At 63.0% G+C, this 24,295-nt stretch carries 18 protein-coding genes; 11 read left to right on the top strand and 7 right to left on the bottom strand.

The genetic code is table 11. The annotated features are described in order from the left end of the window. The first annotated feature begins 86 nt into the window (after positions 1 to 86). Complete coding sequence (locus AWB78_RS02400; RefSeq protein ID WP_062601855.1) at positions 87 to 3,623, top strand: indolepyruvate ferredoxin oxidoreductase family protein; 3,537 nt, start codon at positions 87 to 89, stop codon at positions 3,621 to 3,623. Here AWB78_RS02400 and AWB78_RS02395 read toward each other — a convergent pair. Then, on the bottom strand, positions 3,587 to 4,564 hold the full coding sequence (locus AWB78_RS02395; RefSeq protein WP_062601853.1) for a LysR substrate-binding domain-containing protein: 978 nt from the start codon (positions 4,562 to 4,564) through the stop codon (positions 3,587 to 3,589). The two genes, AWB78_RS02400 and AWB78_RS02395, sit on opposite strands and share 37 nt — an antisense overlap. Before the next feature lie 114 nt (positions 4,565 to 4,678). On the opposite strand from AWB78_RS02395, the gene AWB78_RS02390 reads away from it, so the two are divergent. The 7 genes from AWB78_RS02390 to araH all read left to right on the top strand — a co-directional run bounded on the left by AWB78_RS02390 (position 4,679) and on the right by araH (position 13,336). Further along, positions 4,679 to 6,412 carry an IlvD/Edd family dehydratase gene (locus AWB78_RS02390; protein WP_062601851.1) on the top strand — a complete coding sequence of 578 codons (1,734 nt, stop codon included), beginning with the start codon at positions 4,679 to 4,681 and terminating at the stop codon, positions 6,410 to 6,412. 37 nt (positions 6,413 to 6,449) lie between these two features. Then, positions 6,450 to 7,376: a dihydrodipicolinate synthase family protein gene (locus AWB78_RS02385; protein WP_062601849.1), complete on the top strand. Its 927-nt coding sequence runs from the start codon at positions 6,450 to 6,452 to the stop codon at positions 7,374 to 7,376. Between the two features lie 769 nt (positions 7,377 to 8,145). Continuing rightward, the gene (locus tag AWB78_RS45150) at positions 8,146 to 8,721 is read left to right on the top strand and encodes a hypothetical protein (RefSeq protein WP_198399193.1); all 576 of its coding nucleotides are present in this window, start codon (positions 8,146 to 8,148) and stop codon (positions 8,719 to 8,721) included. 47 nt (positions 8,722 to 8,768) lie between these two features. Then, positions 8,769 to 9,707: a Gfo/Idh/MocA family protein gene (locus tag AWB78_RS02370; protein ID WP_062601847.1), complete on the top strand. Its 939-nt coding sequence runs from the start codon at positions 8,769 to 8,771 to the stop codon at positions 9,705 to 9,707. 49 nt (positions 9,708 to 9,756) lie between these two features. After that, positions 9,757 to 10,761 (top strand): arabinose ABC transporter substrate-binding protein, encoded by a 1,005-nt coding sequence (locus AWB78_RS02365; RefSeq protein ID WP_062601845.1) that lies wholly within the window; start codon positions 9,757 to 9,759, stop codon positions 10,759 to 10,761. Between the two features lie 6 nt (positions 10,762 to 10,767). Further along, positions 10,768 to 12,297 (top strand): L-arabinose ABC transporter ATP-binding protein AraG, encoded by a 1,530-nt coding sequence (gene araG / locus AWB78_RS02360; protein ID WP_062601843.1) that lies wholly within the window; start codon positions 10,768 to 10,770, stop codon positions 12,295 to 12,297. Between the two features lie 28 nt (positions 12,298 to 12,325). Further along, positions 12,326 to 13,336 carry an L-arabinose ABC transporter permease AraH gene (araH, locus tag AWB78_RS02355; protein ID WP_198399192.1) on the top strand — a complete coding sequence of 337 codons (1,011 nt, stop codon included), beginning with the start codon at positions 12,326 to 12,328 and terminating at the stop codon, positions 13,334 to 13,336. Positions 13,337 to 13,345: 9 nt separating this feature from the next. On the opposite strand, the gene AWB78_RS02350 is transcribed toward araH, so the two are convergent. The 5 genes from AWB78_RS02350 to AWB78_RS02330 form a co-directional block, all read right to left on the bottom strand. Continuing rightward, entirely contained in the window at positions 13,346 to 15,811 is a 2,466-nt protein-coding gene (locus tag AWB78_RS02350) for a glycosyl hydrolase 2 galactose-binding domain-containing protein (protein WP_062601841.1), read from the bottom strand. 69 nt (positions 15,812 to 15,880) lie between these two features. Continuing rightward, complete coding sequence (locus AWB78_RS02345; RefSeq protein ID WP_062601839.1) at positions 15,881 to 16,885, bottom strand: DUF1839 family protein; 1,005 nt, start codon at positions 16,883 to 16,885, stop codon at positions 15,881 to 15,883. Further along, positions 16,882 to 17,949: an amino acid--[acyl-carrier-protein] ligase gene (locus tag AWB78_RS02340; RefSeq protein ID WP_374729442.1), complete on the bottom strand. Its 1,068-nt coding sequence runs from the start codon at positions 17,947 to 17,949 to the stop codon at positions 16,882 to 16,884. Before AWB78_RS02340 ends, AWB78_RS02345 begins: the two co-directional genes overlap by 4 nt. A gap of 4 nt (positions 17,950 to 17,953) precedes the next feature. Beyond that, positions 17,954 to 19,207, bottom strand: a complete 1,254-nt coding sequence (locus AWB78_RS02335) for an acyl-CoA dehydrogenase family protein (protein ID WP_062601837.1) — start codon at positions 19,205 to 19,207, stop codon at positions 17,954 to 17,956. Next, positions 19,204 to 19,455 (bottom strand): acyl carrier protein, encoded by a 252-nt coding sequence (locus tag AWB78_RS02330; RefSeq protein WP_061159162.1) that lies wholly within the window; start codon positions 19,453 to 19,455, stop codon positions 19,204 to 19,206. The genes AWB78_RS02335 and AWB78_RS02330 overlap by 4 nt, the downstream gene beginning before the upstream one ends. Positions 19,456 to 19,866: 411 nt before the next feature. On the opposite strand from AWB78_RS02330, the gene AWB78_RS02325 reads away from it, so the two are divergent. Together AWB78_RS02325 and AWB78_RS02320 are read left to right on the top strand one after the other, a co-directional pair. Continuing rightward, positions 19,867 to 20,583 carry a YdcF family protein gene (locus tag AWB78_RS02325; RefSeq protein ID WP_062601835.1) on the top strand — a complete coding sequence of 239 codons (717 nt, stop codon included), beginning with the start codon at positions 19,867 to 19,869 and terminating at the stop codon, positions 20,581 to 20,583. Positions 20,584 to 20,640: 57 nt separating this feature from the next. Then, positions 20,641 to 21,177: an HD domain-containing protein gene (locus tag AWB78_RS02320; RefSeq protein ID WP_062601833.1), complete on the top strand. Its 537-nt coding sequence runs from the start codon at positions 20,641 to 20,643 to the stop codon at positions 21,175 to 21,177. Here the strand turns inward: AWB78_RS02320 and AWB78_RS02315 are convergent. Then, positions 21,160 to 23,841 carry an excinuclease ABC subunit UvrA gene (locus tag AWB78_RS02315; protein ID WP_062601831.1) on the bottom strand — a complete coding sequence of 894 codons (2,682 nt, stop codon included), beginning with the start codon at positions 23,839 to 23,841 and terminating at the stop codon, positions 21,160 to 21,162. The two genes, AWB78_RS02320 and AWB78_RS02315, sit on opposite strands and share 18 nt — an antisense overlap. 152 nt (positions 23,842 to 23,993) lie before the next feature. Here AWB78_RS02315 and AWB78_RS02310 point away from each other — a divergent pair, with 152 nt between their 5' ends. Next, positions 23,994 to 24,242, top strand: a complete 249-nt coding sequence (locus tag AWB78_RS02310) for a hypothetical protein (RefSeq protein WP_062602385.1) — start codon at positions 23,994 to 23,996, stop codon at positions 24,240 to 24,242. Positions 24,243 to 24,295: the final 53 nt, after the last annotated feature.

Below are 24,295 nucleotides of genomic sequence, written 5' to 3'. Positions count from 1 at the left end.
AGTTGTTTATTCATGATTTTACGATGGCAAATCGGCTTCCTATACTCGGCAAAAAACAATTTCCGAATCCTGGAGACATGCCCCTCATGAATGCACCCGATCGCGCCGCGCTATCCGCCGCAGACGTTTCGCTCGACGACAAGTACACGCTGGAGAAAGGCCGCGTCTATATCAGCGGCACGCAGGCGCTCGTGCGCCTGCCGATGCTGCAAAAGGCACGCGACCGTAAGGCCGGGCTGAACACGGCGGGTTTCATTTCGGGCTATCGCGGCTCGCCGCTCGGCGCGCTCGATCAGTCGCTGTGGAAGGCGAAGAAGCATCTGAAGGATAACGACATCGTGTTTCAGCCGGGCGTGAACGAGGATCTCGCGGCGACGTCGATCTGGGGCACGCAGCAAGTGAATCTATGGCCGGGCGCGACGCGCGATGGCGTGTTCGGCATGTGGTACGGCAAGGGGCCGGGCGTGGACCGCACCGGCGATGTCTTCAAGCACGCGAACTCCGCGGGCACCGACAAGCACGGCGGCGTGCTCGTGCTCGCGGGCGACGATCACGCGGCGAAATCGTCGTCGGTTGCGCATCAGTCGGATCATGCGTTCATCGCGGCCGGTATTCCGGTGCTGTATCCGTCGAACGTGCAGGAATATCTCGACTACGGACTGCATGGCTGGGCAATGAGCCGCTATTCCGGCTTGTGGGTCGCGATGAAATGCGTGACCGACGTGGTCGAATCCACTGCGTCGATCGATCTCGATCCGGACCGCGTGGAGATCGTCACGCCCACCGATTACGCGATGCCGGAAAGCGGCCTGAATATCCGCTGGCCGGATTCGCCGCTCGCGCAGGAAGCGCGTCTGCTCGACGAGAAGTGGTACGCCGCATTGGCCTACGTGCGCGCGAACAAGCTGAACCGTGTGGTGATCGATTCGGACAAGCCGCGCTTCGGCATCATCACGGCGGGCAAGGCGTATCTCGACGTGCGTCAGGCTTTGGTCGATCTCGGTCTCGACGATGAAACCTGCGCGCAGATCGGCCTGCGCGTGCTGAAAGTGGGCTGCGTGTGGCCGCTCGATGCGCAAGACGCCCGCGCCTTCGCGACGGGTCTCGAAGAGATTCTCGTCGTCGAAGAGAAGCGGCAGATTCTCGAATATGCGCTGAAGGAAGAGCTGTACAACTGGCGCGAGGACGTGCGCCCACGCATCTACGGCAAGTTCGACGAACGCGACAACGAGGGCGGCGAATGGTCCGTGCCGCGCGGAAACTGGCTCTTGCCCGCGCATTACGAGCTATCGCCCGCGTTGATCGCGAAGGCGATCGCGCGGCGTCTCGCGCGTGCGGATCTTCCTGAGGACGTTCGCGCTCGCATGCTTGCGCGCGTCGAAACGATCGAAGCGAAGGAGCGCGAGGCCGCGAAGCCGCGTGTCGATGTGGAACGCAAGCCGTGGTTCTGCTCCGGTTGTCCGCACAACACGTCGACGCGCGTGCCGGAAGGATCGCGCGCGCTCGCGGGCATCGGCTGCCATTACATGTCGATGTGGATGGATCGCAAGACGGAGACCTTCAGCCAGATGGGCGGCGAAGGCGTCGCGTGGATCGGCCAGATGCATTTCTCCGGCGACAAGCACATGTTCGTCAATCTCGGCGACGGCACGTACTTCCATTCGGGCCTGCTCGCGGTGCGCGCGGCAATCGCGGCGAACGCGAACATCACGTACAAGATTCTTTATAACGATGCGGTCGCGATGACCGGCGGCCAGCCCGTCGACGGCGTGCTGACGGTGCCGCAGATCGCGCATCAGGTCTATGCGGAAGGGGCGAAGCGCATCGTCATCGTGACCGACGAGCCGCAAAAATACGATGCGAATGTCGTATTGCCGCAGGGCGTGAACGTGCATCATCGCGATGAGCTCGACCGCATTCAACGCGAGCTGCGCGACACGCAAGGCACGACCATCCTCATCTACGATCAGACCTGCGCGACCGAAAAGCGCCGCCGCCGCAAGCGCGGCACGTATCCCGATCCGGCGCGCCGCGCGTTCATCAACGATGCCGTGTGCGAAGGCTGCGGCGATTGCTCGGTGCAATCGAATTGCTTGTCCGTCGAGCCGATGGACACGCCGCTCGGCACGAAGCGCAAGATCAATCAGTCGTCGTGCAACAAGGACTTCTCGTGCGTGAAGGGCTTTTGCCCGAGCTTCGTCACAGCCGAAGGCGCGCAGGTTCGCAAGCCGAAAGCGGCCGGCGGCGCGAAGCCCGATTTCGATAAACTGCCTTTGCCTTCTTTGCCCGCGCTTTCGAAGCCTTACGGCATTCTGGTCACGGGTGTCGGCGGCACGGGCGTCGTGACGATCGGCGGCTTGATCGGCATGGCCGCGCATATCGAACGCAAAGGCGTGACCGTGCTCGACATGGCCGGTCTCGCGCAAAAGGGCGGCGCGGTGTTGAGCCACGTGCAGATCGCACCCGAGCCGCAAGCCTTGCATGCGACGCGCATCGCAACGGGCGAAGCACGGCTCGTGATCGGCTGCGATGCGATCGTGTCGGCATCGAACGATGTGCTGTCTCGCACGCGCAACGGCATCACGCAGGCCGCGATCAATAGCGGCGCGACGCCGACCGCCGAGTTCGTCACCAATGCGCAATGGACCTTCCCCGCGAAGCAGACGGAGCAGGCGTTGACGGATAGCATCGGCGCGGGCTGCGCATTCATCGACGCGAATGCGCTCGCCTTGAAGCTGCTCGGCGACACGATCTATTCGAATCCGCTCCTGCTCGGCTTCGCGTGGCAGAAGGGCTGGTTGCCGCTCGAACTGGCGAGCCTGAAGCGCGCGATCGAACTGAACGGCGTGGCAGTGGAGAAGAACCTGCTCGCGTTCGACTGGGGACGATACGTTGCGCAGCACGGCGTGGGCGACATGCTCAAGGCCACGCAGCATGCAATCGTGATGAAGATGCCCGAGTCGCTGGAAAACGTGATCGCAACGCGCGAAGCGCTGTTGACCGCATATCAAAGCGAAGCGTATGCGCGTTCGTATCGCAGCGTGATCGAGCGCGTGCGCGAAAAGGAAAAGCCGTTGAATGCGAAGCTGCCGCTGACGCGCGCGGTCGCCGTGAATCTGGCGAAACTGATGGCTTATAAGGACGAGTACGAAGTCGCGCGCCTTTATGCCGATCCCGCGTATCTCGACAAGCTGCGCGAGCAATTCGAAGGCGAGCCGGGCCGCGATTACAAGCTGATGTTCCATCTCGCGCCGCCGCTCTTCGCCAAGCGCGACGAGCACGGTCATCTCGTGAAGCAGCGCTTCGGCGCATGGATGCTGCCCGCATTCCGCATGCTCGCGAAGATGAAGGGCTTGCGCGGCACATCGCTCGATGTGTTCGGCAAGACGGAAGAGCGCCGCACGGAACGCCAGATGATCGCGGATTACCGCGCGCTCGTCGATGAATTCTGCGCGACGCTCGACGCGGACCGTCTCGACACCGCGTTGCAACTCGCGAAGCTGCCCGACGAAATTCGCGGCTTCGGCCATGTGAAGGAGCGCAACATGGCGGCGGCGGCGAAGAAGCGCGAGCGTCTGATCGAGCGTTATCGCGCGCCGGTGGAAGTGGCGGCGACGGCCTGAGCGCCGTACACATCGCGGGCGGCGGCGCGCAACGCATCGACCATGACTTCGGTCGCGGGCGTGAAGAGCCGGTCCGCCCGCGTGACGATGCCGAAGTCGTCCATCTGGCAATCCATCGGCAACGGCAGCATCGCAACGATGCCGTGCCGCGCGTAATACAGCGCGACATCTTCCGCGACCACGGCGATCATGTCGCTCTGTTCCAGCAATTGCGTGACGAAGAGAATCGCCGCCGTCTCCACGACATTGGACGGCGGCGCGAGGCTCGCACGCTGGAACATCAGTTCGAAGCGATGCCGCAGCACGCTGCCCGCCGGCGGCACGAGCCATGCGGCATCGCGCATATCGCTCAACGTGAGCGCTTTCTCCTTCAGCAACGGATGCCCCGCGCGCACGACCGCGCGCACCGGCTCGCCCGCAAGCTGCTCGTAACGCAACCGCACCTTGTCGTGCTCGGCTGAAAGACGGCCGATCACGATATCGAGCTTCTCTTGCGCGAGCTTTTCGAGCAGCACGTTGCTCGTATCGATCTCGACGGAAATGCGGATATCCGCATGCACGCGCTTCACCGCCGCGACCGCAGCAGGCAATAGCCGCACACCCGGCGATGTGATCGCGCCGATCGCCACATGCCCGAGCCGCCCGGACGCGAGCGCGATGAGCTCTTCCTGCGCCTGATCGAGACTGCCGAGCACGGCGCGCGCATGACGGATGATCGCGTCGCCATACAACGTGGGCCTCACGCCGCGCGGCTCGCGCTCGAACAGCGTGACTCCGAGCGTCTCTTCGAGTTCGCGCAGGAGCTTCGAAGCGGCGGGCTGCGTCATGTTCAGCACCGCCGCCGCGCGATGAACATTGCCTTCTTCCGCAAGCGCCACGACGAGCAGAAGCTGTCGCGTCTTGAGTCGATTGCGCACATACCAGGGGCTTGGATTCAGCATTTAAGGGTTTATACGAATGCTGGTTTGGATATCGATAACGTCCAACTTTTCATTGGTCGATTATCGCGCGGGCTTTTAGACTTCGCCAAATCGAATTTGACGGGGATAAGAACGATGTCCGCATCGAAGCCCAGGCTGCGCTCTGCTCAGTGGTTCGGCACCAACGACAAGAACGGCTTCATGTATCGAAGCTGGATGAAGAATCAAGGCATTCCGGACCACGAGTTCGACGGCAGGCCGATCATCGGCATCTGCAATACATGGTCGGAACTGACGCCCTGCAACGCGCACTTTCGCAAGATCGCGGAGCACGTGAAGCGCGGCGTGTATGAGGCGGGCGGCTTTCCCGTCGAGTTTCCGGTGTTCTCGAATGGCGAATCGAACCTTCGGCCGACCGCGATGCTCACGCGCAATCTCGCGGCGATGGATGTCGAAGAGGCGATACGCGGCAATCCCATCGATGCGGTCGTGCTGCTCACCGGATGCGACAAGACCACGCCCGCGCTCCTGATGGGCGCGGCGAGTTGCGACGTGCCCGCGATCGTCGTCACGGGCGGCCCGATGCTGAACGGCAAGCTCGACGGCAAGAACATCGGCTCGGGCACGGCGGTGTGGCAACTGCACGAATCGCTCAAGGCCGGCGAGATCGATCTGCATCAGTTTCTCTCTGCCGAAGCGGGGATGTCGCGCTCGGCGGGCACATGCAACACGATGGGCACGGCGTCGACCATGGCCTGCATGGCCGAAGCGCTCGGCACGTCGTTGCCGCATAACGCCGCGATTCCCGCCGTCGATTCTCGCCGCTACGTGCTCGCGCATATGTCGGGCATTCGCATCGTGGAGATGGCGCTCGAAGGTCTGACGCTCTCGAAGATTCTCACGCGCGAGGCGTTCGAGAACGCGATCCGCGCGAATGCCGCGATCGGCGGATCGACCAACGCGGTCATCCATCTGAAAGCGATTGCGGGGCGCATCGGCGTGCCGCTGGAACTGGAAGACTGGACGCGCATCGGCCGCGATACGCCGACCATCGTCGATCTGATGCCCTCGGGCCGCTTCCTGATGGAAGAGTTCTATTACGCGGGCGGCCTGCCTGCCGTGCTGCGGCGTCTTGGCGAGGCGAATCTGATTCCGCATCCCGATGCACTGACGGTGAACGGCAAGTCGCTGTGGGAGAACGTGAAGAACGCGCCCATCACCGACGACGAAGTCATTCGCAAGCTAAGCAATCCGCTCATCGACGATGGCGGCATTCGCATCCTGCGCGGCAATCTCGCGCCGCGCGGCGCGGTGCTCAAGCCATCGGCGGCGAGTCCCGAGCTGCTGAAGCATCGCGGCCGCGCGGTCGTGTTCGAGAACCTCGAGCATTACAAGGAGCGCATCGTCGATGAATCGCTCGATGTCGACAAGAACTCCGTGCTCGTGCTGAAGAACTGCGGCCCGAAAGGTTATCCGGGCATGGCCGAAGTCGGCAATATGGGCTTGCCGCCGAAGCTGCTGCGTCAGGGCGTGAAGGACATGGTGCGCATCTCGGACGCGCGCATGAGCGGCACCGCATACGGCACGGTGGTGCTGCACGTCGCGCCGGAAGCGGCGGCGGGCGGGCCGCTTGCCGCTGTGCGCGACGGCGACTGGATCGAGCTCGATTGCGACGCGGGCACCTTGCATCTCGACATCAGCGAAGAGGAACTCACGCGCCGCATGAGCGATCGCGAGCCGCCGCGCAAGCATGGCGAAGGCGGTTATCAGCGGCTCTATGTCGATCACGTATTGCAGGCCGATGAAGGTTGCGATCTGGACTTTCTCGTCGGCAAGCGCGGCGCAGCGGTGCCGAGACATTCGCACTGAGCATGAGCCTTCGATTCAATTCACTTCGGACGACAGCATGACCAGTCTCGCCAATCCACGCTATCGCGGCATCTTTCCGGTCGTGCCGACGACCTTCACCGAATCGGGCGAACTCGATCTCGACAGCCAGAAGCGCGCGGTCGATTTCATGATCGATGCAGGTTCCGATGGCCTCGCGATTCTCGCCAACTTCTCCGAGCAGTTCTCGCTCGCCGACGACGAACGCGACACGCTCACGCGCACGATTCTCGAACACGTGGCGGGCCGCGTGCCGGTGATCGTCACGACATCGCATTACGGCACGCGCGTATGCATCGAGCGCAGCCGGCGCGCGCAGGAACTCGGCGCAGCGATGATCATGGCGATGCCGCCGTATCACGGCGCGACGTTTCGCGTGCCGGAGGCATCGATTCACGAGTTCTATGCGCGCCTCTCGGATGCGTTGACGGTCCCCATCATGATCCAGGACGCGCCGGCTGCGGGCACGCCGCTGTCGGCGGCGTTTCTCGCACGCATGGCTCGCGAGATCGAGCAGGTGTCGTACTTCAAGATCGAAACGCCGGGCGCGGCGAACAAGCTGCGCGAGTTGATCAGGCTCGGCGGCGATGCCATCGAAGGTCCGTGGGATGGCGAGGAAGCGATCACGCTGCTCGCCGATCTCAACGCGGGCGCGTCCGGCTCGATGACGGGCGGCGGTTTTCCCGACGGTATTCGACCGATCATCGAGGCGCATCGCAACGGGCGCATCGATGATGCATTCGATCTGTATCAGCGCTGGCTTCCGCTCATCAATCACGAGAACCGGCAAGCGGGGCTGCTCGCGGCCAAGGCGCTGATGAAAGAGGGCGGTGTTATTGCGTGCGAACTGCCGCGTCATCCGCTGCCCGCGATGGGACGGGAAACGCGCGATGAATTGATCGCGATTGCGCGGCGTCTCGATGCGATGGTGTTGCGTTGGGGGTGATGGGGGTATCCAAGGCGGAGTATCGAAGAGTGAGCATGCGGAGATCTTTTCGTATCGATCCACCGGATTGACTTTCTATGACAATCTAGTTGGGAAGACGAAGTACGCTTATCGTCACATCAACTTTCGATCAAGGATATGCATAAATCGTTGACGTATACGGGGGATGAACCCTCCTTAGATTGGGACGATACGAAAAGGCCACGCGTTGCTGGTTTGTTTGAAGTTCGTCCACACGGTCTATCGTTCAATGCGAGACCCATCTATGATGCCGAGTTGAATATCGTGATCGGCTATCGCGATGAGGTCGCTGGCGTAACCCGCATATATGCGCTGGACGGGAGTATCACGATAAGTGAAAGGCCGCTGGAATCCCCGCTGATCGATCCGTTCGATCTATTGTTCATCGTGGGCGGTCTCTGGAGGGCGGGGTTTAGAGGTTTCACTGAGTGGGGGCAAAGGGTGTAAGCGTGGCTCTAGGGAGAGGCACGTTGTTTGGGGTGCGTAGCCGGTACCGCGCGTTGATGCAATAACCGCTGCGTTTCGCTGCGGCACCACTGGCGCATATGTCGGAGGCAGGGCGTTACGTACCGGTTCACATACTCAGGCTTGCTATCAGACATGGAAAACGTATGCCAGACCCCAAAGGCCACTCGGGAATTCTCCAATATACGTGTCCGATGATGCGTAACGGCACCCGGTATATGCTTGATGTGGTCGTTCGAGAACGTGACTACACAGTGCTTCACTTCGCTTATAAGAGCAACAGATGACGCTGCCCGCCATTTATACCTCGGCACATGTCGATTCCCGTCAGACGGTGGAATGGGATAGCGATAGCTTCACCGTACGTTGCGCGGTCGAGCATGCGTCGCCGTCTTCCTCTGAAACGGGAGGCAGCTTCAGCGAAGAACTCGAGCGGCGTTTCGACATCGTTCCACGCACGTACGTTATTACCGCAGGAACGTTATCGATGCTGCTTGACTCGGAGAAGCGACTCAAAGAACTCGATTTTTATACCAATGCCGAGAAATGGGTCGAATGTGCATTCCCGTATGTCGATGCCCTTTCGGGTACTCCGCATATCGAAGCGATATTCGATGAAAACGGACACGCGACGATGATGGACCCGGATGTGTTCTACGAGCCTCGACGCGGCACGCTTTATCTCTCGTGGAGCAATTCATCGACCTGGTGCGCGGTTGCTCCGCGCATAGCACTGGGCGTAGGGTCCGACCATCGCCTGACGCAAATTCGCCTTGATGGACTTTTTGTCGAAACAACGAAGCAAGGACCTAAAGGGCTCTGGGCAAAGCTGCTTCGGCGTGACGGCGCGGGAACCTGACGCTCTCGCTCGAACAAGAAAGTCCTTGAGCCAAAAGGAGGCATCGCATGAAACCCATCTATAAGCTCGGCGTCGTCGGCATCGGCAAGATCGCGCGCGATCAGCATCTGCCCGCCATCGCCGCGCAGCCAGGATTCGAACTCGTCGCATGCGCGAGCCGCAACGCGAGCGTCGAAGGCGTGCGGAACTATCAGGACATCGACGCGCTGCTCGCCGCCGAGCCCTCGCTCGATGCGATCTCGCTGTGCGCGCCGCCGCAAGTGCGCTACGCGCAGGCGCTGGCCGCGCTCGAAGCCGGCAAGCACGTCATGCTCGAAAAGCCTCCGGGCGCGAGCGTGAGCGAGGTCGAAGCGTTGCATGACATTGCGCGCTCACGCGGCTGCACGCTCTTCGCTTCATGGCATTCGCGTGCGGCAAGCGCCGTCGAGCCTGCGCGCGCATGGCTCGCATCGAAAGATGCAGGCGCAATTCGCGCAGTCGAAGTGCGCTGGAAAGAAGATGTGCGCCGCTGGCATCCGGGACAGCAATGGATCTGGGAGCCGGGCGGTCTCGGCGTGTTCGATCCGGGCATCAACGCGCTGTCGATCGTCACGCGCATCCTGCCGCACGAAATCGCGTTGCGCGCGGCGACGCTCACCACGCCAAGCGATACATCCACGCCCATCGCAGCGGAACTCGATTGCATCGCGACGAACGGCGCGCCGGTGCGTGCGGTATTCGACTGGCGTCATGGTCCCGTCGAGGAATGGGCTATCGATGTCGATACGGATGCGGGCCGTCTTTCGATTCGCGAAGGCGGCAAGCGTTTGTCGATCGCGGGAAAGGACATCGCGCTCGGCCCCGAACGCGAATATCCCGCGCTGTATGAGCGCTTCCACGAACTCATCGAAACGAAGCAGACGGACGTCGACGTGCGCCCGCTGCGTCTCGTCGCCGATGCGTTCCTCACAGGACGTCTCGTCGAGACCGAGGCGTTCGGTCGTTAGCAATGCAACCATCATCACCACAAAAGCCAGCATAAAGGAGACATACGACATGACCAGCACTTTCCGCCGCCTGACCCTGCGCGCCATGATGGCCGCGATGTTCGCCGCGCCGTTCGCGATGCACGGCGCCGCGCAAGCCGATGAGCCGCTCAAGATCGGCTTTCTCGTGAAGATGCCCGAGCAGGCATGGTTCATCAACGAGCAGAAGGCCGCTTCCGCGCTCGGCAAGAAAGAGAACTTCACTTCGGTGAACATCGGCACGCCGGACGGCGAGAAAGTGCTGGCCGCAATCGATAACCTCGGCGCGCAAGGTGCGCAGGGCTTCGTGATCTGCGCGCCGGACGTGCGTCTCGGACCGGCGATTCAGGCGCGTGCGAAGCGCTACAACATGAAGTTCGTATCCGTCGACGATCAGCTCGTCGATTCGTCCGGCAAGCCGCTTTCGAACGTGCCGCATCTGGGCATGTCGGCGTTCAAGATCGGCAATCAGGTCGGCGATGCGATCGCGGGCGAAATGAAACGCCGCGGCTGGAAGCCCGAAGAAGTGGGCGCATTGCGCATCACCGACTATGAATTGCCGACCGCCAAGCTGCGTACCGATGGCGCGACGCAATCGCTCATCGCGGGTGGCTTCAAGAAGGAAAACATCTTCGATGCGCCGCAGAAAACCACGGACGATGAAGGCGGCTTCAACGCGGCATCGCCGGTGCTTGCGCAGCATCCGAACATCAAGAAGTGGGTGATCTTCGCGCTCAACGAAGAAAGCGTGCTGGGCGGCGTGCGCGCCACCGAACAACTGCATATTCCCTCGGCGGATGTGATCGGCGTCGGCATCAACGGTGCGGGCGAGGCGTTCGCGGAGTTCCAGAAGAAAGAGCAGACGGGCTTCTTCGGCACCATCGCGGTGAGCTCGACCAATCACGGCAAGGACAGCGCGCAGAACCTCGTCGAGTGGATTCGCAACGGCAAGCAGCCGGCCGCCGACACGCAAACCACCGGCAAGCTGATGACGCGCGAAAACTGGAAGTCGGTGCGAACCGAACTCGGCATCTAAGGCGTCATGGATACGACGACGCTTGATGAAACGCGCGCGCCGGCGACGTCCGCCGGCTATCTCGAACTCGACGGCATCACGGTGAGCTTCCCCGGCGTGCGCGCACTCGACGGCGTATCGCTGTCGGTGCGCGCGGGCGAAGTGCACGGCTTGATGGGCGAAAACGGCGCCGGCAAATCGACGCTGCTCAAAGTGCTCTCCGGCGTGAACAAGCCTCTTTCGGGCACGCTCAGGCTGAACGGCATCGAGCAACGCTTCACGTCGACGCGCGAGGCGATCGCAGCGGGTATCGCGATCATCTATCAGGAATTGCATCTCGTGCCCGAGCTGACGGTCGCTGAAAACCTCATGCTCGGGCAGTTGCCGAATCGCGGTGGCGTGCTCGATGAACGCGCGCTCGTGCAACGCGCGATGAAGGAGCTGGAGCGGCTCGGAGAACGCATCGATCCGCGCACGCCGGTGAAGAACCTCTCCATCGGCCAGCGTCAGATGATCGAGATCGGCAAGGCGCTGATGCGCGATGCGCGCGTGATCGCGTTCGATGAACCGACGTCTTCGCTGTCCGCGCGCGAGACCGCGCAGCTCTTTCGCATCATCGACGCTTTGCGTGCCGATGGCCGCGCGATCATCTACGTCACGCACCGCATGGACGAAGTGTATGAGCTATGCGATCGCGTGACGGTGTTTCGCGACGGCAAGCGCATCGAGACGTTCGAGTCGGTCGCGGATCTCGAGCGCGATCGCCTGATCGGGTGCATGGTGGGCCGCTCGATCACGGACGTGTACGGGTATCGTCCGCGTGAAGCGGGCGATGTGATGATCGAAGCGAAGGGACTGCTCGGGCCGGGATTGTCCGAGCCGGTCTCCTTCAAGGCGCAGCGCGGGGAGATTCTCGGCTTCTTCGGGCTTGTCGGCGCAGGCCGTTCCGAACTGATGAAGCTCATCTACGGCGCGGCGAAAGCGAGCGCGGGACATGTCGAACTCAAGGGCAAGCGCGTGGCCTTTGCCAGCCCCCGCGATGCGGTGCGCGCCGGCATCGCACTGTGTCCTGAAGATCGCAAGCAGGAAGGCATCGTCGCGATTGCATCGGTGGCGGACAACCTCAATATCAGCGCGCGACGTCATTTCAGTCCCGCCCGCTTTCTGCTCGATGCACGGCGTGAGCGCGCGCTCGCGCAGGAATACATCGCGAAGCTCGCGATCAAGACGAGGAGCGGCGAGACGGCCATCGGCACGCTATCGGGCGGCAATCAGCAAAAGGTGATTCTGTCGCGATGGCTCGCCGAGCGCATCGACGTCTTTCTGATGGACGAGCCCACGCGCGGCATCGATGTCGGCGCGCGTGCCGAAATCTACAACCTGCTGTACGAGCTCGCCGAAGCGGGGCGCACGGTGATCATGGTGTCGAGCGATCTGGCCGAAGTCATCGGCGTGGCGGATCGCATCATCGTGATGAAGGAAGGTCGCATTGCCGGTGAATTGCCCAAGGCGGACGCGACCCCCGACGAACTGATCAAGCTCGCGCTGCCGCGTTGACGGCCGCGCACAGAAGGATGAACACGATATGAGCCAACTGATGCAAACTCCAGGCACTTCTTCGGCGAGCGATAGCGCCGCCCCCGTCACGCCTTCGCAGGCGCGCATGTGGGACCTCATCAACAAGTCGGGCATCGTGGTGGTGTTCCTCGTGCTGTTCGCGGTGCTGTCCGTGACGGTGCCGGGCTTTCTCACGCCGCGCAACATTCAGGGCTTGCTGCTCTCGGTGACACTGATCGGCTCCATCGCCGTGACCATGATGTTCGTGCTCGCGCTGGGCGAAGTGGACCTGTCCGTGGCATCGATCGTCGCGTTCGCCGGCGTGATGGCATCGACGGTGATCACCGCGACGCACAGCGTGACGCTCGGCATCGCGGCGGGCGTGCTCGCGGGCGGCGCGGTGGGACTGGTCAATGGCGTGCTGATCGCGCGCTTCAAGATCAACTCGCTGATCGCCACGCTCGCGATGATGGAAGCGGTGCGCGGCCTCGCGTTCCTCACATCGAACGGCGATGCCGTGATGATCTCCGAGGAAAGCTTCTTCGATCTCGGCGGCGGCTCGTTCCTCGGCATCTCGTTTCCGATCTGGAGCAATATCATCGGCTTCGTGGTGTTCGGCTTTCTGCTGAAGAAGACCGTGTTCGGCAAGAACGTGCTGGCCGTGGGCGGCAATAGCGAAGCGGCCACGCTCGCGGGCCTGCCCGTCACGCGCATCAAGATCACGGTGTTCGTGCTGCAAGGGCTCGTCACGGGCTTCGCGGGCGTGATGCTCGCATCGCGCATGAGTCTCGGCGATCCGAAGACCTCGGTCGGTCTCGAGCTCGGTGTGATCTCGGCGTGCGTGCTCGGCGGCGTGTCGTTGACAGGCGGTGTCGCGACGATTTCAGGCGTGCTCGTCGGCGTGCTGATCATGGGCGCCGTGCAGGACGCGATGAGCCTGCTCAACGTGCCGACGTTCTATCAATATCTGATTCGCGGCGGCATCCTGTTGCTGGCGGTGCTGTTCGATCAGTTCCGGCGCAGCAAGCGCGCGGTATGACGGGCGCTTTTACGAAGCGCGATAAGCCGCGCTGCGCGATGCGTTGACGGCACATACATCGCCCTCGGGCGCGGCGCGCACGTCCGCGTGCCGCGCGACGAGCGGAATGTGCCGCGCGCTGCCCGGCGCGAGATGAAACCAGTCGGTGCGCCCGTAGTAGTTGGGATCGTCCACATGCACCCAGCGCGCGAGCTGCGCCGTCTCGACGATGAGACTCCAGCCTTGCTCGTCCCGTTCGACCGACACGTTCAAGCCGATATCGCGGCGCTCGCTGATCGACGGATCGGGGAAGTGAAATGCTTCCGAGAGCACGTCGCCCGAATCGGCATTGCGCAGCACGACATGCGTCGCGTCATGCGCGCGCGGGCCGAAGCGGTACGCATAAGCGATATCGAAGAACGCGCCGATCAGCGCATTCGACGATACACGCTGCACGCTGCGCGGCTGCAACACGACATCGCGTGAACCGCCCGCGACCTTGACCGAGCCTTCACGCAAACACGCCAGTTCGACGCGTGCGCGAATCTCATGCGCAGTCTCGTTGACGAGATGCACGTCGAGGCCATCGAGTCCTTCATCGAGTATCAATGCCTGCACCGGTTGCAGCACGCGTGCGAGTCCATGCAGCGCGCTCTTCGGCGCACCGAGCACGTCGATGACACCCCAGCCCGCGCCCGGCCGCACATCGAGCAGATTCCACACGATGCCGCCCGCGCACGTCGATCCTTCGCGACGCCATTCGGAGAAGACTGCGCCGATCACATCGGCGACGACGGCCCGCGATAGCTCCAGATAGCGCTCGGGGTTTTCATAGCGCAGGCGCGGCACATCCACGCGATAAAGCGATTGCATGTAGTGCTCGCGCACATCGTCGAAGTCCCACGCAGAGCCGGGATCGCGCGGCACGCCCGCTTTCCAGCGCGGTTCATGCGCGCGCGCATTCGGCAGCGCGCGCAATGCGACATCGTCGGGCACGTTGGCGAACGCGAGGCATTCCGATGCGAAGCGCACTTGCGCGCGGCGCACATCGTCGAATGCACGCTGATACGCGGGCACGCCGTAGTAATGCGTGATGCCGCCGCGCGTGCCGAAGGGCATCGATTCGGTATCACCGGGCGCGGCGCTCGGCGAGTTCACCACGTATGCGACATCGGGACGTTGCGCTGCGACCGCGCCCGGCAACAGCTCGGTGAAGAGGCGCTGCTGATAAGCGTCGAAGGGCAGGCCGAGCATCGCGGCCTGTTGATGCACTTCGCTTCCGCCGCACATCACCGCAAGCGATGCGAAGCGGCGCGTGCGCGCGAGGAATTGTTCGGCTTCGCGTTGCACGCTGCCGCGGAAGGCTTCGTCGTCGGGATAGTCGAAGTTGGCGAATGCGAAGTCTTGCCACACGAGCACGCCGTGTTTATCGGCGAGTTCGTAGAATGTATCGGATTCGTAAAGCGTGATGCCGTTCACGCGAACGATGTTGAGGCCTGCATCGCGGATCAGCCCGAAGATGGCGTCGAGCTTCTTGCGGGGCGCATCGAGCGCGACGATATCCGCCGATGTCCAGCACGCGCCGCGTGCGAAGACGGGCACGCCGTTCACGACGATCTGAAAGCCCTTGCCGTCCGCGCCGCGATCGACTTCGATCGTGCGAAAGCCGACTTCGCCGAGTTCGATATCGCCGAGCTTCACCGCATGAAGCGATGGCTCGCCGTGCGTGTGCGGATACCACAGGCGCACATTCGGCACGCGCACGCGGCCCTTCACTGTATGCGCGTCCTGCCATTGCATCGCGCAGTTTGCGCCGCCGCATTCGAGCGTGAGCGCCATGGGCTCCTGCGCATGAAAGAAGCGCACGGTGACATCGAGCACGCCGTCGCTTCCATCGACGCTCGTGCGCATGTCGATATCGTCGATGCACGCACGCGATTCGCCGATGAGTTCCACCGCGCGCCACGGTCCCGCTGGCTGTATCGTCGGGCACCAGCCCGACATATGCCCGAGCAGGGTCGTGCGCACGTTGCGCAACGTCGCGGGCTGCGCGAGCTTCGGACGCCAGCGCGCGCGTCCGCGTTTCGCCGCGAGCGCGGGCGCAATGGAACGAAAGCACAGATGGAGCGTGTGTTCGCCATCGAGATCGACGTCGAGATCATGCGCGACGAACATGGAGTCCGTGTCGAGCAGCTTGCGACCGTCGAGCCATATCTCGGCGATGGTCGCGAGCCCGTTGAAGCGCAAGCGCCGTTTCCCCTTGCCGGAAAGCCTCACGCGATACCAGTGATCCGCATGCGCGAACGGCTGCGCGAGCGCGTCATCGACGACACCCGACGCGCGCAAGGCCGATGCGATCGTGCCCGGCACGGGCGCGTCGATCCACTGCGTGAAGCTATCGAGCGATGCGGGCGTCGCGCATGCGCCCGCGGGCGTGCTCACGCACTGCCAGCCTTCGGCGAGACGCCGCGGCGCGTGCGCGGTCAGGACGTGCATGCAACTTCCTTGTCGATGAATTCGGAAGAGAGACGCCAAAGCCGCGCATCGAATGCGCGGCTTCGGCGTTCAGAGAAAGCGCGCGGCGAGCGGCTCGATGACCTTGTCGTACGAAGCCTGCATCGATTCGAGGCAATCGTCGCACGGATCGGTGCGTGAACGCATGCGGGCGCGCGCGAGACGGAACTGCATGACCATCGCTTCGCTTGCGATAGCCTGCGCGCTCGTTTGAATCTCGCTCGGCACTTCCACACCGTGACAGTTCAGCCAGCCGAGATACTTCGAGAGCAACTCGAAGTTCGAGCCGAGCTGACGCATCACGTTGAACGTGTAGAGGTGATAGTACGCGGGATCGCGTTCGTGCAATGCGCGCAGATGCTCGGGAAACGCCGCCCGCCATTGCGCGACCGGGTTCGTCGCAGGACGATCCGCGAGGCGCAGCGCGAGCAGTTCGACCGAGCGTTGCACGAGCGCATCGCCTTCGAGCGGAGCACGCGCGCGCTTCACGAACTCCACGTACGGGAAGAGCGCCAGCACATCGCCCGCGAGGTTCGGCATGAGACGGAAGATGCCGTCGTAGTCCTCGCCGGACAACGCGAAGTAGCCCGCGTTATGGAAGTACGTGATGCGCTTCGCGTCGGTGTCGATCCTGTCGATGGCGATGGTCGTCTTCGTATGCGTCTGCCTGTACGCGGTTGCACGCGTATCCGGCAGATAGTACGAATCCACTTCGGCCACCACCATCTGCCCGCGCCGCGTCTGCTCGCGCACGTGCGCTTCCACCGTGTCGTAGATCGCGAGCTCCTGGGCCTGCAGGCCGTAGAGCCGCGCGATATCGTCGAGCGAGAACTTCGGGAACGTGAACTGATCGCCCTCGAACGCCTGCGTCACGGTGAAGTTGAGCGCTGCACGCGGATCGCAGCCGTAATGATGCAGCAGCTCGATCCACAGATCGACGTAGCAGTTCGTCTCCAGCCACACGCGCTCTTCGCGATGCAGCGCGTGCTGGCGGAATGCGTCGTCGTGAGGCGCGGACGTTTCCGCTATGGCTTCCGCCGGCGATCGTGCGTTCATGCGTCGCTTCCCAGTTTCGCGAGGCCTTCTTCGATGAGCGGCGCCTTGTCGCCCCAGAGCAACTGACGAACCTGCTCGGGCCACGCCTTGACATCGAGACCGTGATGACGGAAGAGGGCAAGCGTCGTGCGCTCCATGCCGAAGCCGACACACGCCGTATGCGCCACCTGATCGTCGGCCTGATTGATATGCCAGAGCTCGCCGAAGTGATCCTGGTGATAGTTGAACGAGAGGCACGCGGTCGGGCGATCGGGCGTCGCGACCGGCACGAGCAGTTCGAACTTCAACTGCTGCGCGCGCTGGCTGTCCGCGACGATCATGCCGCCGCGCCCGAAGAACGGATCGTTGGCCAGATCGATCTCGAAGGGCAACTGCAGCAGATTCACGAGCAGCGAGCCGCGCTCGATCCACTTCTGACGGAATGCCATCACCTGTTCGGGGCTGCCGACGCGAATGTACTCGCGCATGCGGAACATCTGCATGCGGCCCGGATCGATGGACGGCTCGTGACGGAAGCAGTACGAGAACGCATCGAAGATCGCGCCTTCTTCCGCGAGCTTGCCGCGCTTCGCGACCAGCGGATAGATCGGATAGCATGCGGCCGGCGTCAGCACGAGGCGCGTGGGCTTCTGCTGATCCATCCAGTCGTCGGAGCGCTCTTCTTCTTCGCCGATATGCACGATCTTGTCGAGTGCTTCGAGCAGGCGATGATGCCCGCGATCGTTGCCCTGGAACGAATGGATCGTGCCCGCGAGATTCGGGAAGCTCTTCAGGTACTCGCTGTCCTCGAAATCGCGGCGGCGCATCGCGGGCGGAAAGCGCAGCACTTCAGCGTGCTGGTCGGCGCCGAGCATCGTGATCGCCTGATTGAGACGCTCGACGACATCCTCGAATACTTCGCTGCGGCCATAGAGACCGTCTTCGCCCGTGTCGAGCAGAATGCCCGCTTCGATGAGGCGATCGCGCAACGTCACGTCCGATTTGTCGTACGGTGCCCGAGTCTCTTGTGATTGTGCTTGTTCGTCGGCCTGCATGATCGCGGCCTGTTCTGTCGGCATGTTCATATCGTCAAAGGGTCCCCGTTGCGGCGCGCTGCGCAAGCAGCAGATTCGCCGTGTTCAATTCGATGCGGTCATTGCTGATCATGAGAGGCGCCGAATGCAGATCGCGCAGATGGCGTCCCACGCTGAACGGCGTGTCGTTCTTGTAGCCCGCCATGCCGCAGATCATCAGCGTCTCTTGCACGACATGCACGGCCGACTGCGAAATCGCCAGCTTGAGCATGTTGAGGTCCGCGTTGATGCCGATCGACGCCGCGAGCGGCGCATCGTCGTCATTGCTCTGGCTCGCCTTGCGTGCCGCGCGTTCGGCGCTCGCCGCCTCGACGTTGGCGAGCGATTCGCGCAGGCGCGCCTGCATCATCTTGATGAGCGTGAGCACTTGCGAGAGCCGTGCGGCCGAAGGCGGCAACGCGGGCTTGCCTCGCGCCTGATTGCGGAAGAACTGATGCGCGCGATTCGCAGCGTCGCTCGCGATGCCGCACCATACCGATGACCACAGGGTATGCGATACGGGCAGCATGCTTTCGTCGGCGATCTTCGAGAACGGCGTGGGCAGAATCTGTTCGGCCACGCCGCTCGCGACGAGCCGATGCCCTTCGCTGCATGTGCCGCGCATGCCGAGCGTGTCCCACGTGCCGCGCTGCTCCAGCGTGAACGTGTCGCGCGGCGCGACGATGAGAACCTGATCCGAAGGCGGCGCATCCGGGTGACGGCGTGCCGTCACGAGAATCGCGTCCGAATACTTGCCGTACGAAATGGTCGGTGCGAGCTTCTCGATGCGGAATGCGTTGTCGACGAGATCGACCGAGCAGGCGCTCGTGCGCATGTTGCCGCCGATGTTCTCTTCCGACGTCGCCGACGCGAGCAGCAGTTGCTCGTTCACCATGCGTGCGAGAAAGTCGCGCTGCCACGGCACGTTCACGCCATGATCGACGATGCACACGACCTGGCTCTGATGCATCGCATAGATCATCGCGGAAGATGCGCAGCCTTGCGCCATCGCCTCGCACAGGCGCGCCACGCCGGTGAGCGAGAGCCCGTCGCCGCCGTGAAGCTTCGGGATCATCGCGGAGAAGAGGCGCTCCTCGCGCATCGCTGCGACCGCTTCAGCGGGAAAGCGCGCTTCCCGGTCGACCGCATCGGCGTGCTTCGCGGCGATGGCGGCGACACGCTTCGCGGCTTCGATCAACTCGCTTTCGCTGCGCGCGCTTACGCTTTGCGCGAGCTCGGCGATTTCCATCTCCTGTGCGGGCGCGTTCATGCTGCCGCCTGCGTGCGACGCAGTTCGTCGACGGCCGACGCGAGCGAATCGACGCTCGAGAAGAGACGCCGCGTGAGCATGTGATCGGGAATCTCGATGCCGAACTCGTCTTCGATCGCAAGCATCACGTGAACCGTGGCGAGCGAGGAAAGACCCGCGGCGTAGAGGTCGTCGCCGTCGGCAAGCGTGTCGATGGGCACGTCGAGACGAGCGGACTCAGCGAGGATACGGCGCAATTCAGTTTTCATTGTCTGTGTTTTCCCTTGTACCCGGCCAGCGGTGCGATTGATCCGGAGCGCGACGAAGAATTTTTTGTCGAATGTCGCATTGCTCCGGTGCGAATTGACAGCGGTGTTTTTCTATTCGTGAAGACCATTTCACGAAAGTCCTCGCACTCGCTGCCGTTCTTTTTTGTTTGATCGTATTTAACGGATTGCGAGGGCTACACGTCCGTGCGATGGCGCACGGTATGCTTCGATGAGCGATGCGGCCTTTTGTGCGCTTTCGAGCACGCATCGATTCGCTGTATTCGTTCAAACTCACGCCTGCCGCGGCATCCCGGCCATGCAGGTAACTTATGCCTGTGCCCGCGAATACGCCTTGCAAAAACTATGCTTAAATGAAAGCGTTTTGAAATCTTATCGAATGGAGTGCCGTAATTGGTATTGATCGCTTTACTGGTGGTATTCCTCGCGTTCTTCGTCGTCTGGAAGAAGCGCCGCATCGCAATCGTTCTGGTTGCGGGCACGGTGTTCTGGCTGCTCGGAAGCTTGCTCGCCGGACCGCTCGTACAACTCGCGAGTCATGGTTACGACTCGATGAACGAGCCGCGCTTCGAACCTCGCACGGCGATCATCGTCCTCGGCGGTGGAACCGGTTACGACCGTGACCGGCGTCTCGTGCCCAAGGGCGATTCCATGACGCGCATCGATCTCGCGGCATCGCTTTATAAGCGCTGCATTCAAACAGAGAAGGCGTGCTTCGTCGTCGTGAGCGGAGGCAATCCTCAGCACCATGAACAAAGCGAAGCGGATTTGTATGGAGGCTTGCTCGTGGATGCGGGCGTCAGGCGCTCGGATCTGATCATCGAGAATACGAGTCTCGACACATACGAGAACGCGCGCAATACGGAGAAAATACTACGGTCGCGGCAATACGACACTTCGGTGCTCGTGACATCGTCGCTGCATATGCGCCGCGCGCTGCTAGCGTTCAATGCGTTCGATCTGCATCCGCAGCCGGCGGTCGCGACCGTACGCAAGGCGAGAACGTGGTGGGTGCCGCGTCTGAGAGGCTGGTTCGATTCCAGCAATGCCTTGCATGAACTGGTCGGGATCGTGCGCTTTCATGTGTGGCGATGGATCGGGCTGTATTGAGCCTCGGTCATCGGGGCGAAACGTATACTTCGTGTATTCCACACGAGAGACCATCCGATGAATCAACTGATCCGGGCCATCGCGTTCGCGGCGGACAAGCATCGCAATCAGCGCCGCAAGGACGCGGAGGCGTCGCCGTACATCAATCATCCGATCGCGCTGGCGAACGTGCTCGCCAACGAAGGCGGCATCGACGACGAGCGCGTGCTGCTCGCGGCCGTTCTGCACGACACGATCGAAGATACCGACACATCACGCGATGAACTCGTGCAATGGTTCGGAGAGGATGTCGCGCGCATCGTCGATGAAGTGACGGACGACAAGTCCTTGCCGAAGGCCGAGAGAAAGCGCCTGCAGATCGAGCATGCGGCGCATATCAGTCGTCACGCACAACTCGTGAAGCTCGCGGACAAGATCTGCAATCTGCGCGACATTCTCGCGATGCCGCCTTCGGGCTGGAGCGAGCAAAGAAAGCGTGAGTACTTCGACTGGGCGAAGCGCGTCGTCGATGAACTGCGAGGCGCGCATGCGGGCCTCGAAACCGTGTTCGACGAAGCATATCGGCAAGGCGCGCCTTCAGAGCACGCGGCCTGAATCCAGCGCTTCCTTCAGGTAACGCGCCGTGCGGCTCGCGGCATGATCCGCGATGCGTTGCGGCGTGCCCGCCACGACAATCCGTCCGCCATCCTCGCCCGCGCCAGGGCCGATATCGATCACCCAGTCGGAGAGCGATGCCACGCGCATGTCGTGCTCCACGACGACCACCGTGTTGCCCGCATCGACGAGCCCTTGCAGTTGCGCCATCAGCCGGTCCACATCGGCGGGATGAAGGCCGGTCGTTGGTTCGTCGAGGATATAGAGCGTGTCGCCGCGATGCGCGCGCTGCAGCTCCGTCGCGAGCTTGATGCGCTGCGCTTCGCCGCCCGAGAGCTCCGTGGCGGGCTGTCCGAGCCGCAAATAACCGAGGCCGATGTCGCGCAGCACGGTGAGCGCGCGCATGACGTTCGGCTCGTCGGCGAAGAACTCGCATGCCGTGTCGACGCTCATGCCGAGCACGTCCGCGATGTTCTTGCCGTGCCATTCGATCGCGAGCGTCTGCGGGTTGTAACGCGAGCCGTGACACGTCGCGCAAGACGTATAGACGCTCGGCAGAAACAACAATTCGACGCTCACGAAACCTTCGCCCTCGCAGGTCGGGCAACGCCCTTGCGCCACGTTAAACGAAAAACGCCCCGCGCCGTATCGATGTTTGCGTGCGGCGGGTGTGTCGGCGAACAGCTTGCGCACGTGATCGAAGAGGCCCGTATAGGTCGCGAGGTTCGAACGCGGCGTGCGGCCGATCGGCTTCTGGTCGACGCGCACGAGACGCCGGATCGTCTCCATGCCTTCGACGATGCGTCCGCCCGCCGATGCATCGGCCTGTGCGAAGAGCGGGTCCTGCTCGTCTTCTTCGGCATCATCCAGCGCGCGTCCGAGCCGTTGCGCGACGAGTTCGGGCAACGCCTGACTGACGAGGCTCGACTTGCCCGAGCCTGAGATGCCGGTGACCGTGGTGAAGGCGCCGAGCGGAAAGGCCGCATCGATGCCATGCAGGTTATTGCGCCCGACGCCCTCGATCCGCAGCCAGCCGCGCGGCGCGCGCGCAGCGCGGTCGATGGTCCGCGTCGGCGCGAACAGATGCCTGCGCGTTTGCGATTCCTCCACCGATGCGAGACCTTCGGGCGGCCCGCTGTAGAGCACATGGCCACCTCGTTCGCCGGCAGCCGGGCCGACATCGACGAGCCAGTCTGCGCGCCGCATCGTGTTCAGATCGTGCTCGATGACGAAGAGCGAATTGCCCGCGGCCTTCAGGCGCTGCAACGCGGCGAAGAGCGCTTCGCTATCGGCGGGATGCAGGCCAGCCGATGGCTCGTCGAGCACGTACACGACGCCGAAGAGCTGCGACGCGAGCTGCGTCGCGAGCCGCAGCCGCTGCAGTTCGCCGGACGATAGCGTGGGCGTCGCGCGATCGAGCGACAGATAGCCGAGACCGAGATCGATCAGCGTGGCGAGCCGCTCGAGCAACTCGGCGGCGATGCGCTGGGCGGCTGCGCGTTTCTCATCGGAGAGATTGGCCGTGCGGCGCACGTCGGGTGCTGCCTGGTGTGCCGAGCCGCCTGCCGCGACGCGCTTCGCTGTCGCCGCGACGCGGTGCTTCTTCGCGAGCGCCGCGCCAGGCGCGTCATCATGAGCCGGCCATTCGCCGCGCGCGATGGGCGCGAGCAGATCGGCGACACGGCTCATCGGCAGCCGCGCGAACTCGGCGATATCGAGTCCCGCGAAGGTCACGGACAGCGCTTCTTTCTTGAGCCGCTTGCCGTGACACGCGGAGCAATCGCTGCCGATCATGAAGCGCGACACGCGTTTCTTCATGAGCGCGCTTTGCGTATGCGCGAAGGTGTGCAGCACGTAGCGGCGCGCGCCGGTGAACGTGCCTTGATAACTCGGTTCGGCGCCGCGCTTCAAGGCCGCTTGCGTTTCCTTCGGCGTGAGGCCGGCATAGACCGGCACGGTGGGCTGTTCCTCGGTGAAGAGGATCCAGTCACGGTCTTTCTTCGGCAAGTCGCGCCAGGGCGTATCGACGTCGTAGCCGAGCGTCACGAGGATGTCGCGCAGATTCTGTCCGTGCCACGCGGGCGGCCAGGCCGCGACGGCGCGCTCGCGGATCGTGAGCGAGTCGTCCGGCACCATCGACTTCTCCGTGACTTCGTAGACGCGCCCGAGGCCATGGCACACGGGGCACGCGCCCTGAACCGTGTTCGGCGAGAAATCTTCCGCGTAGAGCATCGGCTGCTTCGGCGGATAGCTGCCCGTTCGCGAGTACAGCATGCGCACGAGGCTCGATAGCGTCGTCACGCTGCCGACCGACGAACGCGCATTCGGCGCGCCGCGCTGCTGTTGAAGCGCGACGGCGGGTGGCAAGCCTTCGATCGAATCGACCTGCGGCACGCCGACCTGCTCGATGAGCCGCCGCGCATACGGCGCGACCGACTCGAAGTAGCGCCGCTGCGCCTCGGCGTAGAGCGTGCCGAACGCCAGCGACGACTTGCCCGAGCCCGATACGCCGGTAAATACGACGAGCGCGTCGCGCGGCACGTCGACATCGACGTTCTTCAGGTTGTGCTCGCGCGCGCCGCGAACGCGCACAAAACCTGCTCGCGATGCGGGCGCGGCATCGTCGCGTGCGGCTGAGTCTGATCGGGTTTTGCGGACATCCATATGCGGGCGGGTAGCGGTCGAAAGGGGCCGGACACGGTGACGGAATCGAAAGGCGTGCATGCAGCATGCCAGATACCAAATGGCATTTTGCGTTATGCTTCTTGCATGCGGAATGCACGAGGACGGTGGTTCAACCGATGGACGAGGAAAACATGAGAACAGCAGGATCGAGGTTCTCACTCGCGCTGACGGCGGGCATGCCGATAGGCGTGTCGGGCGCGGCGATGGCGCAATCGGGCGGCAACGGCAATGGCGGCTCGGGCGGCGGCAACGCGCACGCAGCCGCGACGGCCGGGCCGACCGCGGGCGGTGACAACACGTCCGTGCCCGGCAGCACGCACAAGGGCGGCTCTCACCTCAAGCACAAGAAGAAGGCGAAGCCCGCGATGCCGACGCAGTGACGCACCGAGACGACGGCGCGCGAGCGCCATCGTGTGGACTCCGGGTATCGCAA

The organism is Caballeronia calidae (assembly GCF_900044055.2).
In the GTDB taxonomy this organism is placed as follows: domain Bacteria; phylum Pseudomonadota; class Gammaproteobacteria; order Burkholderiales; family Burkholderiaceae; genus Caballeronia; species Caballeronia calidae.
Note: the sequence above shows the minus strand (reverse complement) of the source record. Positions and strands in the feature narration are given on the sequence as shown.

Coding starts and splice junctions, on each gene's coding strand:
- AWB78_RS02400 (WP_062601855.1), top strand. CDS start 87: ATGAATGCACCCGATCGCGCCGCGCTATCCGCCGCAGACGTTTCGCTC.
- AWB78_RS02395 (WP_062601853.1), bottom strand. CDS start 4,564: ATGCTGAATCCAAGCCCCTGGTATGTGCGCAATCGACTCAAGACGCGA.
- AWB78_RS02390 (WP_062601851.1), top strand. CDS start 4,679: ATGTCCGCATCGAAGCCCAGGCTGCGCTCTGCTCAGTGGTTCGGCACC.
- AWB78_RS02385 (WP_062601849.1), top strand. CDS start 6,450: ATGACCAGTCTCGCCAATCCACGCTATCGCGGCATCTTTCCGGTCGTG.
- AWB78_RS45150 (WP_198399193.1), top strand. CDS start 8,146: ATGACGCTGCCCGCCATTTATACCTCGGCACATGTCGATTCCCGTCAG.
- AWB78_RS02370 (WP_062601847.1), top strand. CDS start 8,769: ATGAAACCCATCTATAAGCTCGGCGTCGTCGGCATCGGCAAGATCGCG.
- AWB78_RS02365 (WP_062601845.1), top strand. CDS start 9,757: ATGACCAGCACTTTCCGCCGCCTGACCCTGCGCGCCATGATGGCCGCG.
- araG (WP_062601843.1), top strand. CDS start 10,768: ATGGATACGACGACGCTTGATGAAACGCGCGCGCCGGCGACGTCCGCC.
- araH (WP_198399192.1), top strand. CDS start 12,326: ATGAGCCAACTGATGCAAACTCCAGGCACTTCTTCGGCGAGCGATAGC.
- AWB78_RS02350 (WP_062601841.1), bottom strand. CDS start 15,811: ATGCACGTCCTGACCGCGCACGCGCCGCGGCGTCTCGCCGAAGGCTGG.
- AWB78_RS02345 (WP_062601839.1), bottom strand. CDS start 16,885: ATGAACGCACGATCGCCGGCGGAAGCCATAGCGGAAACGTCCGCGCCT.
- AWB78_RS02340 (WP_374729442.1), bottom strand. CDS start 17,949: ATGAACATGCCGACAGAACAGGCCGCGATCATGCAGGCCGACGAACAA.
- AWB78_RS02335 (WP_062601837.1), bottom strand. CDS start 19,207: ATGAACGCGCCCGCACAGGAGATGGAAATCGCCGAGCTCGCGCAAAGC.
- AWB78_RS02330 (WP_061159162.1), bottom strand. CDS start 19,455: ATGAAAACTGAATTGCGCCGTATCCTCGCTGAGTCCGCTCGTCTCGAC.
- AWB78_RS02320 (WP_062601833.1), top strand. CDS start 20,641: ATGAATCAACTGATCCGGGCCATCGCGTTCGCGGCGGACAAGCATCGC.
- AWB78_RS02315 (WP_062601831.1), bottom strand. CDS start 23,841: ATGGATGTCCGCAAAACCCGATCAGACTCAGCCGCACGCGACGATGCC.
- AWB78_RS02310 (WP_062602385.1), top strand. CDS start 23,994: ATGAGAACAGCAGGATCGAGGTTCTCACTCGCGCTGACGGCGGGCATG.